This window comes from Faecalicatena orotica (assembly GCF_003149245.1).
Lineage (GTDB): Bacteria > Bacillota > Clostridia > Lachnospirales > Lachnospiraceae > Faecalicatena_A > Faecalicatena_A orotica.
This window is the reverse complement of sequence record NZ_QGDL01000019.1, coordinates 88,989-105,486: the sequence shown is the minus strand read 5'-3', so window position 1 is coordinate 105,486 and position 16,498 is coordinate 88,989. Positions and strand designations below refer to the sequence as shown.

Annotated in this window: 15 protein-coding genes; 3 read left to right on the top strand and 12 right to left on the bottom strand. The window is 40.8% G+C overall.

Going from position 1 to position 16,498, the window contains the following annotated elements; all coding sequences use genetic code 11:
• The 8 genes from A8806_RS23660 to A8806_RS23625 form a co-directional block, all read right to left on the bottom strand.
• Nucleotides 1-363: hypothetical protein (locus tag A8806_RS23660; protein WP_109733630.1), on the bottom strand; the 363-nt coding region annotated here is incomplete at its 3' end.
• Nucleotides 364-621: 258 nt separating this feature from the next.
• Complete coding sequence (locus A8806_RS23655; RefSeq protein ID WP_109733629.1) at nt 622-3,030, bottom strand: GH39 family glycosyl hydrolase; 2,409 nt, start codon at nt 3,028-3,030, stop codon at nt 622-624.
• A 134-nt stretch (nt 3,031-3,164) separates the two neighbouring features.
• Nucleotides 3,165-4,541: an MFS transporter gene (locus A8806_RS23650; protein WP_109733628.1), complete on the bottom strand. Its 1,377-nt coding sequence runs from the start codon at nt 4,539-4,541 to the stop codon at nt 3,165-3,167.
• A gap of 141 nt (nt 4,542-4,682) precedes the next feature.
• A complete protein-coding gene (locus A8806_RS23645; RefSeq protein ID WP_109733635.1) occupies nt 4,683-5,663 on the bottom strand; it encodes a sugar phosphate isomerase/epimerase family protein in 981 nt (326 codons plus the stop codon).
• Between the two features lie 16 nt (nt 5,664-5,679).
• The gene (locus A8806_RS23640) at nt 5,680-6,111 is read right to left on the bottom strand and encodes a C-glycoside deglycosidase beta subunit domain-containing protein (protein ID WP_109733627.1); all 432 of its coding nucleotides are present in this window, start codon (nt 6,109-6,111) and stop codon (nt 5,680-5,682) included.
• A 19-nt stretch (nt 6,112-6,130) separates the two neighbouring features.
• Nucleotides 6,131-7,234 carry a Gfo/Idh/MocA family protein gene (locus tag A8806_RS23635; RefSeq protein WP_109733626.1) on the bottom strand — a complete coding sequence of 368 codons (1,104 nt, stop codon included), beginning with the start codon at nt 7,232-7,234 and terminating at the stop codon, nt 6,131-6,133.
• 34 nt (nt 7,235-7,268) lie between these two features.
• Complete coding sequence (locus A8806_RS23630) at nt 7,269-8,315, bottom strand: Gfo/Idh/MocA family protein (RefSeq protein ID WP_109733625.1); 1,047 nt, start codon at nt 8,313-8,315, stop codon at nt 7,269-7,271.
• Between the two features lie 241 nt (nt 8,316-8,556).
• The gene (locus A8806_RS23625) at nt 8,557-9,114 is read right to left on the bottom strand and encodes a TetR/AcrR family transcriptional regulator (RefSeq protein WP_109733624.1); all 558 of its coding nucleotides are present in this window, start codon (nt 9,112-9,114) and stop codon (nt 8,557-8,559) included.
• 150 nt (nt 9,115-9,264) lie between these two features.
• Between A8806_RS23625 and A8806_RS23620 the strand changes: the two genes are divergently transcribed.
• Nucleotides 9,265-9,792 carry an alpha/beta hydrolase gene (locus tag A8806_RS23620; RefSeq protein ID WP_207657878.1) on the top strand — a complete coding sequence of 176 codons (528 nt, stop codon included), beginning with the start codon at nt 9,265-9,267 and terminating at the stop codon, nt 9,790-9,792.
• A gap of 207 nt (nt 9,793-9,999) precedes the next feature.
• Nucleotides 10,000-10,785: a nuclear transport factor 2 family protein gene (locus A8806_RS23615; protein WP_109733623.1), complete on the top strand. Its 786-nt coding sequence runs from the start codon at nt 10,000-10,002 to the stop codon at nt 10,783-10,785.
• Between the two features lie 98 nt (nt 10,786-10,883).
• On the opposite strand, the gene hypB is transcribed toward A8806_RS23615, so the two are convergent.
• Genes hypB through A8806_RS23600 form a run of 3 tightly spaced genes read right to left on the bottom strand, consistent with a single transcriptional unit; the run spans nt 10,884 to nt 14,723 of the window.
• Nucleotides 10,884-11,549: a hydrogenase nickel incorporation protein HypB gene (hypB, locus tag A8806_RS23610; protein ID WP_109733622.1), complete on the bottom strand. Its 666-nt coding sequence runs from the start codon at nt 11,547-11,549 to the stop codon at nt 10,884-10,886.
• A 27-nt stretch (nt 11,550-11,576) separates the two neighbouring features.
• Nucleotides 11,577-11,936, bottom strand: a complete 360-nt coding sequence (locus tag A8806_RS23605) for a hydrogenase maturation nickel metallochaperone HypA (protein ID WP_109733621.1) — start codon at nt 11,934-11,936, stop codon at nt 11,577-11,579.
• Between the two features lie 18 nt (nt 11,937-11,954).
• The gene (locus A8806_RS23600) at nt 11,955-14,723 is read right to left on the bottom strand and encodes an FAD-dependent oxidoreductase (RefSeq protein WP_109733634.1); all 2,769 of its coding nucleotides are present in this window, start codon (nt 14,721-14,723) and stop codon (nt 11,955-11,957) included.
• 182 nt (nt 14,724-14,905) lie between these two features.
• On the opposite strand from A8806_RS23600, the gene A8806_RS23595 reads away from it, so the two are divergent.
• Nucleotides 14,906-15,784, top strand: coding sequence for a LysR family transcriptional regulator (locus A8806_RS23595; RefSeq protein ID WP_109733620.1), 879 nt, complete (start codon nt 14,906-14,908; stop codon nt 15,782-15,784).
• Here the strand turns inward: A8806_RS23595 and A8806_RS23590 are convergent.
• The gene (locus A8806_RS23590) at nt 15,781-16,497 is read right to left on the bottom strand and encodes an ABC transporter permease (RefSeq protein WP_109733619.1); all 717 of its coding nucleotides are present in this window, start codon (nt 16,495-16,497) and stop codon (nt 15,781-15,783) included. The two genes, A8806_RS23595 and A8806_RS23590, sit on opposite strands and share 4 nt — an antisense overlap.
• Nucleotide 16,498: the final 1 nt, after the last annotated feature.

Here is a 16,498-nt window from a genome sequence, read left to right as displayed (position 1 = left end):
ATTTAGAATTTCTTCTATTTGAAAGATATATTTAAACTGTATCAAGCTATCAGAATCTTTCTCCTGCCCCTCCAGTTCTTCTTTCAATGAATTTTTTTCATCAATAATAAAATAGATACATTGACACCCATATTCAACTGCCTTAGGCATAAAATAGTCAGCAACCCATTTAGTATCTTCTGGTATGTTTTCAAATCCAGTTCTGGTATCCGCAACATAATTACATTTGTATTGCTTTATAACCTCTAATGCATGCTCTAAAGGTTTTCTATAATTACCTTTACAACAAAACTTTTTCCACTTCACAAATACTACATTATACGTCTCTTCATAATTCACATCGCAATATTCAGATAAATACATTTACTCACCTCCATAACTTTCGAATCACCTATATCTTGCTTGCAATTTCATTTTCTATAAGGCGGTTCGCAATTTCAAATGCCTTTATCCGTCTTTTTGAAATTCCATTTTTACCTCCACAACTCCAAATTTTAACAGTTATAAGTTCAGGGAAAGCTTCCGGGCCATGCTGATGAATTCTTCAAGATGGCGCAGGCCTTGCTGGTCAGAAACAGGCGATCCTCCAGAATATCGATATCCACCTCTCATATCTATAGTTTATATTTTTATAAATCGTATAAAAGCAAATTCATTTGCTTCCAACTGAACCTCCAGAACAGCCTGCCCCTTCTTTACCTCTACTTTTTGAATCATCAGTTTCGGCTCACATACCCTTCTGAAATATTTGATATCACTTCGTGATAACTCCTTAACATAATCCATTTCTCCCCATATACTCAGTACACTTCCGCTCTGCTCGTTCATCCGGTATGTTTTCATCTGATAAAGGCCGTTGTCTAGATCTTTGAGTTCTATTTTTAATTCCATCCCGTCCTGGTCTTCAAAGTATTTCCATATATGTTCTTTTTCCAGTTTATCCTCCTCAGTGAAATAGTAATTGTAATTCAATTTTTTCTGGTTATGACATATAATACCGTATGCACGGCGTCCGTCGGTTGTAACCAAGTGATTTTGACTATGTCCGACATAATATCCGTATAGCTGGTTCAAAAAATCAAAAGCAAATCCGGCAGGCTTTAAAATACCGTCTTTGGTCAAGAGTCCTGTACCTCCGTGAAGCAGTGCATTAGAGTCAAAATATTCAGATACCCTGTCACTTCCCAGAAAATAACCCAGAACATCAATTTCACCATAAATATCTAATATATTTTTAATGATATATGCACCCTTAAAACAGGTATCATTAATATAATTCCTGTCAGAGACCGTCAGGTTCCATTCCGTTACATAGAGCTTGATATCTTCCATACCAGCTTCATTCATCATCTTTTTAACAGATGACACACCATGATAAAGAAAGGCATTATCCGTACTTCGCTTTGAATACATTTCCAAATCTTCTTCGCCTCTCATATAAGCATAATTCAGAATAGAAATAAAATCCGGCCGGCATTCCTGCTGATTCCATTTCTGTAGAAATTTCTCGGTAGAGTTTAAGGCAAAATTTGTCTGTATTCCGCAGCCACCGAGTTTAATTTTTCGGCTGTAGTTTTTTACTATTTTTGATATAAGATTAAACAGAGTAAAGTAATCATTGTAATCGTTATCTCTTTCTATCATTTGCTCATCCAGCCACAATTCCATTTGCCATGTATCCACCTGATCCTGTCCATATCGGTTTATCAGATGGCTCATTAATGCTTCCATTATCATCTGCCATTCCTGCAGTTCCGTAAATACCGGTGATACTTCTTCAAAATATAATGCTTTTCGTACACTTTTCTGTATCCTTCTTGGCTTCTGCCCGAGTTCAATAAGAGGTTTTATCCCCTGCTGTATCAGGAAGTCGAGAATTCCATCCAGTCTGGAAAAATTGTATTCAGCATCCGGGTTCTTTATATCAATCAACATCTGCTTTGAAAAAATATTCCAGAATCGTACGTATTCGAAACCAAGAGATTCATTTAGGAGTATAATATGTTCTCTGACTTCTGAACGGAGAAGATCCTCAGCCGGGCCTGCATTCAGAAGCTTCTTCCAACAGGTCTTAAGCTGTATTTTATGCTGAACCGAATAACAGGCGGATATCAGGTTTTTGGACTGACTTTTTTTCTGTTTTATATTCTGTGGTGCAAAAAAACTTTCCAGACGCTTTTCTACGGCATTAAGGCTCTCCGCTTTATCTTTTTCCAGTAATTGTTCTTTTGATTTTTTACGAAATACAGAAGGTGTCTCTCCATATGCCTTTTTAAAGGACTTATTAAAAATAGCAACACTCGCAAAACCATTATCATAAGCTATCCGGGTAATTGGAACATTGGAATACAATAGCTCGTCCACTGCATGATACAGACGGATATTAGCCAGATACTCTGCAAAACTCATTCCAAAATTTTTCTTAAAAAAACGTGACAGATAACCATTTGAGAGGTAGAGCTTATCGGCAAGATCATTCAGACTAATTGGCTGATTGTAATTAGACCGTATGTAATTGTTGATTTGAAGTATCCGGCTCTCAAACCGGTCCTTTTCCGACATATTGTCTCTATTCAGTGAACTGACCAGAAAATTTACGGTTAGAATCTCCATGATTCGATAGCAGAGTGAAATATGTCCAAAGTCAGCGGTATTGCCCCGGGTATTCAGATACTGGGAAAGCAGCTTTTTCAAGACTATACGGAGGTCTTCAAAACTTTCGCTTTCATCTCGTGTAGAATCACACCAGATTATAATATCCAGACTCTGATATACGTCACTGATCAGCTCATAGCTGATCAGAAGCTTAACGAATAAAATGTTATCCGATCCTGACAGACTATGCTTTTTATTTGCATTAAGGACCAGAATATCTTCTTCCGTCATATGTGTTGTTTTTTCACCTGTTTTTACTGTCAGGTTTCCTTCCAGTATATATAAAAGCTCAAAATCTTGATGAAAGTGCTCATCTTCTTCTGCTCTGTTCAGAATTTGTATCCTGAGTTTTTCTTTCCTTGCATACCCATCCATAAAATAGTATCCTCCCGTACCCATATATATCTATATGATAAGATTAAAGTACTTACTGCAATTTGTAAAGAAATTCTGACACTGGAAAAAGTCATGAACATTATTCTGTCCACAACTTTTCCATGAAATATGTTTTATTGATTTATTGTTTTTTTGGCTCTTTCATCCAGCTTTGCTCTGATTGCAGCATTTTTTTCTTCGTTTAATGGGTAAAGCCTTAATGGCAGGAGACACAGCAGGAACAAGATGCCAAATACAAGGTTTACTGTCAGGTTAATTCCAGCTAATGCTGAAGCACTCTGTTCTGTATTAGCTATATAACCTGTAGCCCCCATTATCAGCAATGCTCCGGACACTCCGATCGCAGAACCAAATTTAGTTGATAAGGATACCGTTGCATAAGAAGTTCCATCTGCCCGAATCCCCATTTTTTCTTCCTGATAATTAATGGCTTCCGGAATCATCGCCATAGGAATCGGGAAAGAGAAACAGAAGAATCCATATAATGCGTGCAGTATAAGTAAGACAGGTATATTCGTATACCCAATCGTTCTTCCGACAATATAAATGGCAATAAGGGAACATCCTGCGCCAATGTATCCAATGGCACACATTTTTTTCTTTCCTACTCTGATAATATAATTTTTTGTTACAATAATGCCGATTACAGTACATAAGGAAGGCAGTGACATGAATAAAGAAATTAGGTCAAAACGCTGTACATTATATATCAGATAATACACAATAACACCCATGCGCCCAAAGAATGCTGTCATTGCTAAAAATTGAATTGCGAAAATCAGCATGAGTGGTTTGTTGCTAAGTACAGACTTAATGCTTTTAGAGACTGGCACTCTTGTCGCATTTGCAGCAGGTATAATTGTTTCTTTACATTTTGCATATACAAAATAGAAAAGTGGAAGCGCACAGATTGAATAAATAATGGCTACTTTTGTATATCCGGCAGCAGTATACGTAGCAGAACCATCAGAAAACCTAAGTAACAGCGGCGCGCTCACGGCATTTATAAAAACAGAACTGATATTTGTTCCCATCATTCTCCAGCTGGTCAGTTGTGCGATATCTTCCGGATTTGTTGTCATAACGGTTGACAGAGATCCATAAGACAAATTTACTACTGTATAAAGCATGCCGCAGGCTATGTAAGTAAAAGCTGCCCATACGATTGCTGTTTTTCCGGTCCCCAGAGTAGTAAATGCTAGAACCGCAAACAATGCCAGAAACGGACTTCCATAAAATATATAAGGGCGGAATCTTCCTTTCTTTGTATTTGTACGTTCAGCAATTGCCCCAAACATCGGGTCATTGACGCCATCCCATATTTTTGCAATCAACATAATAGCAGATGCCGCCGCCGGAGCCATACCTACTACATCTGTATAGAAAACGCTCAGATAGCTTCCAATAAAGGTCCAGCATAAATTACTGGCAAAATCACCACACCCATATGCAAAAAGTGTACCCTTCGATAATCTCTTCTTTGATTCCATTTAAATCCTCCCAATATTGTCTTGACAAAATATATTTTAAGGAATTAATATGAATACGAGGTTGTTTTTCATCCTTAAGCATATGAGATATGGCACTATCCCATATGCTTTTTTGTCAAGAATTTATAGTTTTTTATCTTATTATGATCTTCCCAGTAGTTTTTTCATCATGGCAATATGTCTTCTGGTCATTTCAACTGCATTTCCTGATGCATGGTCTTCATACTCCGAAACAATATATCCTTCAAAGTCAGATTCTTCAATTACCGGCATAATTTTATGATATGGAATACTCGCTTCCTGCAGATCTTCGCTTAAATAGTGGAATTTTCCATGCATATGGAAACAGTATGGCATTATTTCTTTCAGACCTTCCAGTTCTGCTGTGCAGTCTTTTCTGAACTGTACAAATCCGTACATTCCCTGAAGGGCGCCAAAGGCCGGACCCGTTGCCCCGGCCTTTGCTAGACGGCCCATTGCTTCTTCCAGTGGTACTTCATTCAGCCTCATTTCCTTTGCCATTTCTAAGATTTCCAATGGTGTTCCGGCTTCTAACGCTTCGTCCCACATTGGTTTATTGGGTCTGGTAGCAAAAAGCCCGAAATCCGGTACAAAGCCCAGATATTTTGACCCGGTCTTTTCAAAAACTTCCAGATATTCTCTCATAATTGGTGTATTGGGAGTTTCCGGATTATGTATTTCGATACCAACTTTAACATCATAAGCTTCTGCATACGGGGCCAGTCTTGCCATTGCACCGGGACTTAAGAGAAACTGTTCTCTCATAATCTTACACCCCATTTTATTGGCACTCTTCACATCATTAATGGCCATCTGCAGCATTTCATCTTCTGTCAGGTTGCGGTCGCCTCTCATTCCACGGTCCATATTGGCTCCATAGCTGACAGGTTTGATATCATAATACTGTGAAATTGCCTGGATCTCCCCGAGAAACTTATCGCTGATATAGGGATACGATGGAATCATCTGTGTAGCAACAATTTCATATCCTTCTGCTCCGATTTCTTTTGCCTTACGAATGCAATCCTCCAGCGACATCTCTCCTCTGCAGTATTCTCGTGTAAAACAATAGAGTGTAATACCAAGTTTAATATTACTCATAATTTTTTCTCCCTTCTCAAAATTCTGCAAGCATCAGTTTCTTGATCCCGCAGCTGTCGATCGGCATATATTCTGTATCACTAAGCGGCATATAAGGGGAATGGAACATTAATGTGACATCAATTTCATGCTCTCCCGGTTCTAATCCACCATCATTAAAAACTTTTATTGTTGCCGGTTCCGTGATTGTCCAGAATTCTGACACGAGATCATGAAGCTGGCATATACCAAACTCTTTTCCATGTATACAGAATTTAATGTTATCTTCATGAACTTCCTGCCCGTCAACTTTCACTTTCAGTTCGTCAATCACGGATAGAAAATGTCCCCTGTAATAGCTGAGTCTGATATCGAACTGATATCCAGTTTTATTACCATTTGTAAAGATATTTTTCAAGCTGTTATCACATACTACATCTACAAAATTTATTCTCATTGCAAAAGCCATTGACATTTACCTCCCGTGTTTAAAATTTAATTTCCCTATTTTCTTTAGCTGACTGGTATATTGCCTCCAGAACTTTCGTTACGGTCAGGGCTTCTTCCGGTTTTACCAACGGCTGTGTATTATTTTTTACCGCATTCAGCCATTGTCTGCAGTCAATGGTTCCCTCTTCACCGCCGCCGCCGCCAAAATAAGCCACGCCTCCGACAGATGACAATGTTTCTTCCATTAACTGCCCGTTTCTTCCCCGGTTATAGATCAGTTCGTTCTTGGAATAACTCATTCCCGAGTGTATCTCGGCACCGGCAGCTGTACCACATAATGTGGCAGAGGCTTCTCTGGATTCCTTCATATTAATTGCCCAGCTTGCCTCAAGATGAATGGCTGCCCCGTTTTTCAATTTTATGTATCCCATAGCGGAATCTTCTACTTCAAAGGTATCAGGATCCCACGGCCCGAACAGGTTCCCTTCTGTTGCCTGCTGCAGATTTCCCAGTTTGTAAAATACAGAACCTGTTACACTTTCTATTTCATAATTGTTCATGCACCACAGAGTAATATCCAGCGCATGTGTCCCGATATCAATTAACGGACCGCCGCCCTGCTGCTCTTTGTCCATGAATACACCCCATGTCGGAACACCTCTCCTGCGGACCGCATGTGCTTTTCCATAGTAGATATCCCCCAGTTCTCCTTTTTCGCAGGAGGCATGCAGATTCTGTACATCTGGGCGGAACCGGTTCTGATAACCAACCGTGAACTGCATGCCGGACTTCTTCCATGCCTCTATCATTTTCTCTGCTTCTGCTGTGCTGTGCGACATTGGCTTTTCACAATATACATGTTTTTTTGCTTCGAATGACGCAATTGCAATTTCGCTGTGTGAAACATTCGGAGTACAGATATGTACAACATCTGCATCCGTTTCTTTGAGAAGCTTCTTATAATCAGTATAAACACCTGCACCCGGTGCGCCATATTCTTTTGCTGCTTTTGCCGCACGTTCTTCAATAAGGTCGCAGAATGCCGTGATTTCCGCCAGTTCTGTATTATTTTGCAGTGCGGGGAAATGTTTCTGATTTGCAATACCTCCACATCCAATAATTGCCACTTTTAATTTGCTCATTTTAACTCCTCCTAATTTTTTATTGTTTTAATATTTACTCAAAAAGTATCGCCTCACGGGTTTGTGCTGATTGCCGGGCAGCCTCCATGACTGAAAGCACACGGCGCACTTCAGAAATCTTAATGATAGATTCTTCCCTGCCATTCAGTACACCATCTACATTTTTATAAAAATCAACCCAGTCGGTATCTACTTCCGGCAGTTCTTCTTTTACGATCCCTCCTGGCGGGACTGGTGCAAACTGTCTGGTCGGGCCTGCTTCTGTCTCTACTATTTGTGAAGGCAGTTTTTCCAACATCTTGCCGGTCCGGTAAATATTTCCGTCGCATCCAAAGGATTTTACAATCATGGTTCCTTTATCTCCTGCTGCCAGCCATCTCGGCTGATACTCCAGAATGTAGGTGGAAAGTTCAATATGGGCCGTAATACCGTTATCTAACTTTAATATGATCTTAAAATAATCATCGACTTCCTCATGAAGGACGTTTTTTATATCTGCATAGACAGATTTGATTTTTGCTTCAGGCATCATAAACAGAATCTGGTCAATCAAATGGACCCCCCAGTCATAAATCATGCCGCCGCCATATTTTTGATATAAATGCCATTCATGCATATATCCGTTACCTGAATGAAGCTTTGACTCAATCGTAAAAATATTTCCGAGCAGCTTTTCATCAAAGGCTTTCTTGACTATGAGCATATCACGATCCCATCTTCTGTTCTGGTGTGCCGTAAATACAACCCCTGCTTTCTTACAGGCGGTTTCCATTTCATCCAATTCTGCCACAGACAAAGCCGCCGGTTTTTCTGTGATGACGTGTTTTCCGTATTCTGCAGCTTTAATACACATTTCTTTATGAAGATGGTTTGGAACTGTCAGTACAACTGTATTTACGTCAGGATCTTCCAGAAGTTCTTCTGCTGTCTTATAAAATTTATATCCCATTTCAGCAGCGTCTTTCTGCTTCGCTTCAGCAATATCACACACGGCAGCAATTTCAACTCCTGCCCGGGGGGCATTTTGCGCATGCCATTTTCCCATGCCTCCGAATCCAATGATTCCTAGCTTGATTTTCATTTTGTATTACCTCCTATCTCTAATTTGTAAGTTTATTTTATCTTTTTCCTGACTTTAATACATCTTCCCTTTCGTATTGATTTACCTTCCCAAAATGACTTTGTGAAATAAATGAATAACCTGAATATAAAAGAGGTCAAAAAAGTACACAACTTTTTTGACCTCTTTAAATTAAGGTTTCTGGATACATTTATTATATTAATTTTTTTATAAAGGTGATCTGGTGATTTTGTTTCCTGTTTTACTTGCTCTGCGCCTGCACAATAATCTGTTCCAGTAATACCCCCACCTGCGTCGCTATCTCCTCAATTCCGACATGGAACTGATCCAGAACATAAGACTCGATAACGCCGAGGACTGCCATTGCCATAAACTTGCGCAGGACCTCGGTATTCTTCTGATCCGGCACTCCCTCCAGCTTTTGGTTCAGCTGCTCCATAATGAAATCAAGCAGGCGGTGCCGGAATGTGATAGTGCTTTCTGTTGAAAACAAAGCGGCAAAAAAGGGCTTATGGTCTTCAAAATAGTAAAACCAAAGGACCGTGCCTTCCACGAATCCCATATCCTTCTTTTTTTCACAGAGGTCTGTAAGCTGTCTGATCATCTCGTCCACAATCCCATTCAGCAGATCATATTTATCCAGATAATGCAGATAAAATGTTTTCCGGCTGATATCGGCCTTTTCCGTCATATCTTTTACAGTGATCGCATCGAATCCGACATCCAGCAGCATCTCGAGAAAGGCTGTCTGGATTGCTTTTTCTGATTTGGCGATCCTGCGGTCTGTTATCTTATTCATAAACATCCTCCTAATTACACACATTAAAAAAAATGAGTATTACTACATAGATTCCTGAATCTGGTCATTGCGAATCAGTGAAATCTATTCTATAGTTATTATACATGAGAGTAATAATACACGCAAGTGTCAATAAAGGAGGTTTTCTATATGAAAATAACAAAGAAAGTTATTCAGTTTCCTGTCGGCGGACATAAGGCCGCCGCTATTTTAAATGTACCGGAGCAGGCTGAAGGGAAAAAGAATCCGGCCATTGTCTGTGTGCATCCCGGGAGCAGCTGTAAGGAACAGACTGCCGGCATCTATGCCGAAAAAATGGCCGAAAACGGTTATGTGACGATTGTCTTTGACGCATCCTGCCAGGGGGAAAGCGGGGGAGAGCCGCGGTTTGCAGAATTTCCCGCTCAGCGTGTCGCAGACATTCATTGTGCAGTAGATTACCTGACAACGCTTGATTTTGTAGATGAGAACAGAATCGGCGTGCTGGGTGTATGTGCAGGCGGCGGTTATGCGGTGAATGCGGCAATGAGTGACCACCGTATCAAGGCAGTGAGTACCGTAGTGGGAGCCAACATCGGACGTGTCCAGAGGGAAAGCTGTGGCGATATCATCCAGATGATGGAGGCTGCCGGAAAACAGCGTACTGCTTACCCAGCCGCTTCAGATCATTGTGGGTGATAAGCAGGGTGCCTTTGGTTCTTACAGGGATGGTCAGGAATTATATAAGCGTGCAGCTTCACAGAAGAAAGACCTTATGGTATTAGAAGGAGTCAGCCACTATGATTTGTATGACCAGCCGGAACCGGTTGGAAAGGCCGTTACAAAACTTACTGATTTTTATCAGGAGAATCTGTAAGTTTTTACGAGAGATAAGGAGAATAAGAAATGTCAAGAACCGCAGAGGAATTAATGACTCATCATATTGATTCTATGATGAATATGAAAAAAGATTCGAATCTGGACGAAGCATTGTCCGATTATTCTGAAGATTTGGTTGCAATTACCCGTCTGGACGGCCGCACCCGCACGATGGGGCACGATACCCTCATAAGTGTAATGCGTAATTCTTTATCATTTGCAGTTAAGCTGGGGATGGATATAGAACATGCCGTTGAGAAACTGAACTTCCTGTACCGTCAGAGTACAGAGAATTATATAACCCTTGTGGCCTCTCTCCCTCCATTTTCATCGTTTGCTTCTTTTACCTATATGGTAGAAGACGGAAAAGCGGTTTACGTGAGTGGCTATGCAAAAACGGCAGTCAGCATGCCGTCTCTGGGTATAAAGGCACACCCGTTTCCGCGAAATGAAGAGGCAATGGCGGTTATGGAAAAGCATTTTGCAAATTTAAAGGAGCATGATATTGATGCTTTAGCATCAGATTATGCGGATGATGCGATTGTACTTTGTAATCTGTGTGAACGTCCGATAGAAGGAAAAGAGGACATCCGTCGTTATTGTGAGGGGCTGGTCCAAAATGCCGGTACGGGAATTGATGCCCTTACCGATTCTTCCGCAAAAATTACAGTAAAAGAAGCAGTCGCAGAACTGGGCTGTATCGCTTTCCAGCACAGGGCGAAAAAGCAGGCAGGAGTGTTGACACAGCGTATCCGGGATGGGAAGATTATATTTGAATCACTCACATTTCAGAATGCCGTAACGGTAATATAAGGAATCTGTTCAAAAAAGGCCCGTACAAGTCCTATTGTTGTACGGGCCAAAAAGATTCCGTTATCTAAAAATATTTTTCGCCTGTGGGAACTTTCCTCCTATTCACACCATTCTTTCACATTTTTTAAAATCCAATCCGCAAGTTCATCCACACCCTCACCGGTCTTGGCTGAGATAAAGATGATATCAATGTCCGGGTTTCTTTTTTTGGCATATTCAACCACTTTTTCTTTATTAAAATCAAAGTATTCCATTACATCAATCTTATTGATTACAAGCAGATGGCACTTTTCATACATAAGCGGATATTTTAATGGTTTATCATGCCCCTCCGGAACAGAAAGTATGGTCATGTTTTTTACGGCACCTGTATCAAATTCAGCGGGGCAGACAAGGTTCCCTACATTCTCCAGAATAATGAGTTCGAGATCTTTTTGACCGAACTCCCGGAGCCCCTGCCGTGTCATATCTGCATCCAGATGACACATGCCTCCCGTATGAATCTGAACAGATGGTATGCCTGCGTTTATCACAGTTTCTGCATCAACAGCACCATCGATATCAGCTTCCATGACGCCCCATTTAATTTTTTTCAATTTGTCTGCAAGCGCAAGAAGCGTAGTTGTTTTTCCTGATCCCGGAGAAGACATGAGATTTAATAGAAATGTATTCTCCTGTTTCAATTGATCTCTCAGTAAGCCTGCGTCCTCATTATTATCTGCAAAAACGCTTTTCTTCACTTCAATTATTTTTAAGTCTGACATTAGCTCTCCTTCTTATCCGTAAATATTTTATGTGAATGAAACCTCACATATTTTGAGTTCCTTAATCATACATTCATTTCCGGTGAGTAAGTATGTCTTCTCACTTCCACAATTTGGACAGATGCGCCCATATTGGACTGTTTCATACTCTTTCCCACACTCTTCACAATAAGTAACTGCTGATAATGTCTCATATTGCAGCGTAGCATCTGTTAGAACCGTATAGTTTTTTCGGAAATAATTCCAGCAATCTATTAAGTATTCCCCTACAATCCCGGAGACCTCACCGATCTGCAATGTAACTTCAGCAATCTTTTGAATGTCGTTTTCATCTGCAATTTTACTCACAGACTTTGCCACATATGTGACAATTCCTAATTCATGCATATTTTTTCCCCAAACATTCTAGTTCTGTTTCATTTTAGACATGATGATTTCCTTACGCTTCATTGCATATGGCATTACGGCTTTCATCATACCTTCTTCTGAACTATACATCTGTGAATTTTCTGGAAGATCTCTGGATATATGTATTGCATCAAACTCACACTTTGTCGTACAGAGTCCACACCCGATACAACGGTTTTCATCTACAGTTGTAGCGCCGCAATGCAGACATCTTTTTGCTTCTGCCCTTACCTGCTCTTCGGTGAGCAAAAGACGCATATCTTTATATGTCTTTACGGCTTCTCCCTCCTGCATTGCAGGTTTCTGCCGTTTCGATGTATCATAAGATTCAATCAGAACATCATCTCTGTCAAGTTCGATGAACTCCCGGCGATCTCTTCCAATCGTCAGACTTTGTCCCGGATGTACAAAGCGGTGGATACTTACCATGCCCTCTTTTCCATCCGCAATTGCATCAATAGCAAATCTTGCACCATGACTGATATCGCCGCCTACAAAAATGTCTTCTTCTGCAGTCTGGAGTGTGACAGGATCTGCTTCGGCAGTCCCGTTTGAGCGCGTTATGACTTTAGAACCATCAAGAATATTACCCCACTCTGCCTTCTGTCCGATGGACATCAGTACATTGCTACATGGAATGGTCATGACTTCTTCTTCGTCATACTGCGGACAAAATCTGTGTTCTGCGTCAAAAACGCTAATACACTTTTTAAATACGATACCTGTGACTTTCCCATTTTCCGTTAAAATTTCTTTTGGTCCCCAGCCATTTTCAATCTGAATTCCTTCTTGTTTTGCTTCTTCCACTTCATCCACAGATGCCGGCATTTCATTCCTGCTTTCCAGGCAGACCATAATCGTTTCCCCGGCGCCTGCGCGAAGTGCAGTTCTTGCCACATCTACAGCCACGTTACCGCCGCCGACAACTACCGTCTTTCCAGTAAGTTTCTGTGAGGTATCAAGATTCACCCTTCTCAGGAAATCGACGCCTGTTTCTACACCTTCTGCATCTTCTCCCGGCACTCCGGCCAGTCTTCCGTCCTGCATGCCAATTGCCACATAAAAAGCTTTGTAGCCTTCTGCGCGCAGTTCGTCCAGCGTAATATCTTTTCCAACTTCAATACCACAGCGGATTTCAGCCCCCATTGTCCTGATGATTTCAATTTCTGCATTAATTACATCTTTTTCCAGACGGAAAGATGGGATTCCATAACGCAGCATTCCACCCGGTTCCTTTTCTTTTTCAAATACAGTTACTGTATATCCTTTTGTCCGCAAATAATAGGCTGCGGTCAGACCCGCCGGGCCAGAGCCTATAACAGCTATCTTATAATCATCGCCCCACTGCCTGCCCTCGTCATTTTCACAGTCAGGAATGTATCGTCCTTCTGCTTTTAGCTCCTGGGCAGCGATGAATTTCTTTATCTCATCGATTGCAACTGGCTGGTCTATCGTTCCCCTTGTACATCTGTCTTCACACCTGTGATTGCATATTGCGCCACAGACTGCCGGGAATGGATTGTCCTGCTTAATCAGTTTCAGCGCATCCATGTATTTTCCTTCTCCGGCAAGCTGCACATAGCCCTGAACAGCAAGGTGGGCCGGACATGCAGTCTTACATGGGGACGTACCGGTTTCATAGCAATTAATCTTGGCATCATCCCGATAATTAAAATTCCATTTATCGACACCCCACGGAGTCTCATCCGGCAGTAAGGCTTTCGGATATGTAATTTCATTACCATCTTTTTTGCATAATTTTTGTCCCAGTTTTGCGGCACCTACCGGACACACTTCAACACATTTTCCACAGGCCACACATTTATCAGCCTCGACATGGGCACGATATGCAGACGCGGACAGATTTGGCGTATTAAACAACTGTGAAGAACGGATCGCATTGCAGACACCCGGTGCACAGTTACAAATGCCGACTACTTTGTCTTCACCGTCAATATTTACAATCTGATGAACGAATCCTTTTTTCTCGGAGCGTTCCAAAACTTCCATACATTCTTCATATGTAGCGTAATGTGCCTCTTTGCCAGACTCTACAACATATTCTGCCATGTCACCAAGAGCAATGCAGAAATCGCCCTCAATATCACCGGTGCCTTCTCCGCGTATACTCTGTTGTCTGCGGCAGGAGCATACTTCTAATGCATATTTGTCATATTTTTTTAGCCAGTGAGAGAGATGTTCTACAGAGACAGATTTGCTTTCAGCCGGAATAGCCTTTTCTACCGGAACAACATGCATCCCCGTCCCACCGCCGCCGGGCGGAACATTATCAGCGACCGGGCCTCCTGCCTGCGACATAATGTTGAATAATGTAGCCATCTGGGGATGCTCTTCAATCAGAGTTTTATTCATCATCATGTATTCACCGGAGCCGACCACAAATTTTGGAATGAAATAGCGTTTGCTTTTATCCTCTGTTTCTCTGTCAAACTCCAGAATACCTGTGTGGCAGAGCTTGTCACAGAATTCCTGTGCTTCCTCCACGGATATGTTATTTTTCTCAGCCAGTTGTTCTACGGAGTAAGAGTTTACTCTTTTCTTTTCAAAGGATAGCATAAATCGTGCTTCCTCTTTGCTCATAATCATATCAAGCGCCCAGACTTCCGGATCATTTTCTGTAATGGACTCTGGACTGGGCTTGTCTCTGCGGTCTGTAATGAGTGCCCCCAATTGTTTCAGAAGTTCTAGTTTTTCGCTGTCTTCGACATGATAATTTTCTGGAAGAAAATCGTTTTCATTCAGCATGTAATTTTCTAATGATTTGTTTGTCATATAATATCCTCCTTCATTCAAATAATTTATCCCAGGATTGTGCTAATAAAAGTATAGCATTAACTTTGCCGGTACAGACTTACTTATTGTTGCGAATTAATGCTTGACTTATGCGGTTTTGGAATAAATAATAGGAAGAAAGGAGGAGTGCATTCGTGGATATTTCTTATATTTTAGAATTTGTTGTATTAGCCGACACAAAGAGTTTTAGCGCAACTGCTTACCAGATGCATATATCTCAGGCGGCCCTTTCCAGACATATCCAGACAATGGAACATGAAGCAGGTCACCCGCTTTTTATCCGCTCCACAAGAAATGTTGAGCTTTCCGATTACGGGCGGATTTACCTGCCTTTTGCAAGGCAGATTTCGGAATGTGTAAATAACGCTGAAGCTGCAAAAAAAATATATGAAGAACAATCTAATATCAAAACAATGATAGGAATATCCCGCTATCCGGATTTATATTTAACAACGGAACTTATTTCCGGTTTCCGGCGAAATTATCCCAATATTCCTATCCAGATTATTGAAACCTCTTTGAAGGAACTTAGGGAGGAATTTGAAGCGGGCCGTCTGCATATTATCAGTACGTCATATGCAAAATGGGAAAAACCTCAACATAAATTTATTCCTGCGGGTGAGAGCAGCCTTGTGGCGGTTATGCCCAAAAGTCATCCTCTTGCGGAATTAGAAAGAATACCTATTAGGCAGTTGGCAGATGTCCCTCTTTTGGTTCCGGAACAGATATCATTTACCTATCAATATTTACTGTATACTTTCCATCAGGAAAATATGAATCCAAATATTGTGTATCAGGGAAATACGTCAGGTGCCTGGCATTTGTTAAAAGAGGGCATGGGTATCTTTATCCAGGACATAGCAATCGCAAAGTCCCAAATCGATGAAAATCTTGTTATTCGTCGATTAATGCCTGATATTTCATATACATTTGGGTTAGAACATCAAGATAATCTTACCCCTAATGAACGGATTTATGTGAAATACATAGAGAAAGAGTTAGCAAAATTCTAGGAGGAACGTATTTTTTTCAATAATATGCTATTTAAAATGACTGCGGTAAACAGGATTATAAACAGCGGTATGAATGCAGATGAACTTCTATTATTTTGTGATAATAGTATATATCCCCACGTAGCCGGAAACAGCTTTCCTATATTTTCAAGGATTTTAGGAAGGAATTCGGCCGGAAACATAATACCCGATAGCATGATTGAGGGTAAAAATATAATCTGGCTGTACATTGTCAATTTTGCCTGACTTTTGACTGCCAGTCCCAATATACATGCAATACTTAATGATACTATGATAAACAAAGCAAGGGCCAGGAAGTACAGCGGCAGATTTGACGGTATACTTGCGTGAAATATGATTGGAGCCGCTGCAAAAATGATCAGTCCCATAACCATTATATGAATGAAAGCAGATACGAATAATGATACGAGGCCAAAATACATAGGTATCCCATTGGCAGAATACATTTTCTTTATATCTGTTCCATATATTTCTACTATTGAAGGCGGTACTCCGGCCAGCGCACCCATAGAAACACCCATAACTGTCATGGATTGTATCAGGGTATTCTTTGCTTCGGGCATGAGTGATGTAAAAATACCACCCATAACGGCAAAAAACAAAAGCGGCACAAGATAACAGGTCACCAAAAGCGTTTTACTGCGAATATCCATTTTAAACTGTAGTTTAATACCTAGTAATAAAGCGTTCATT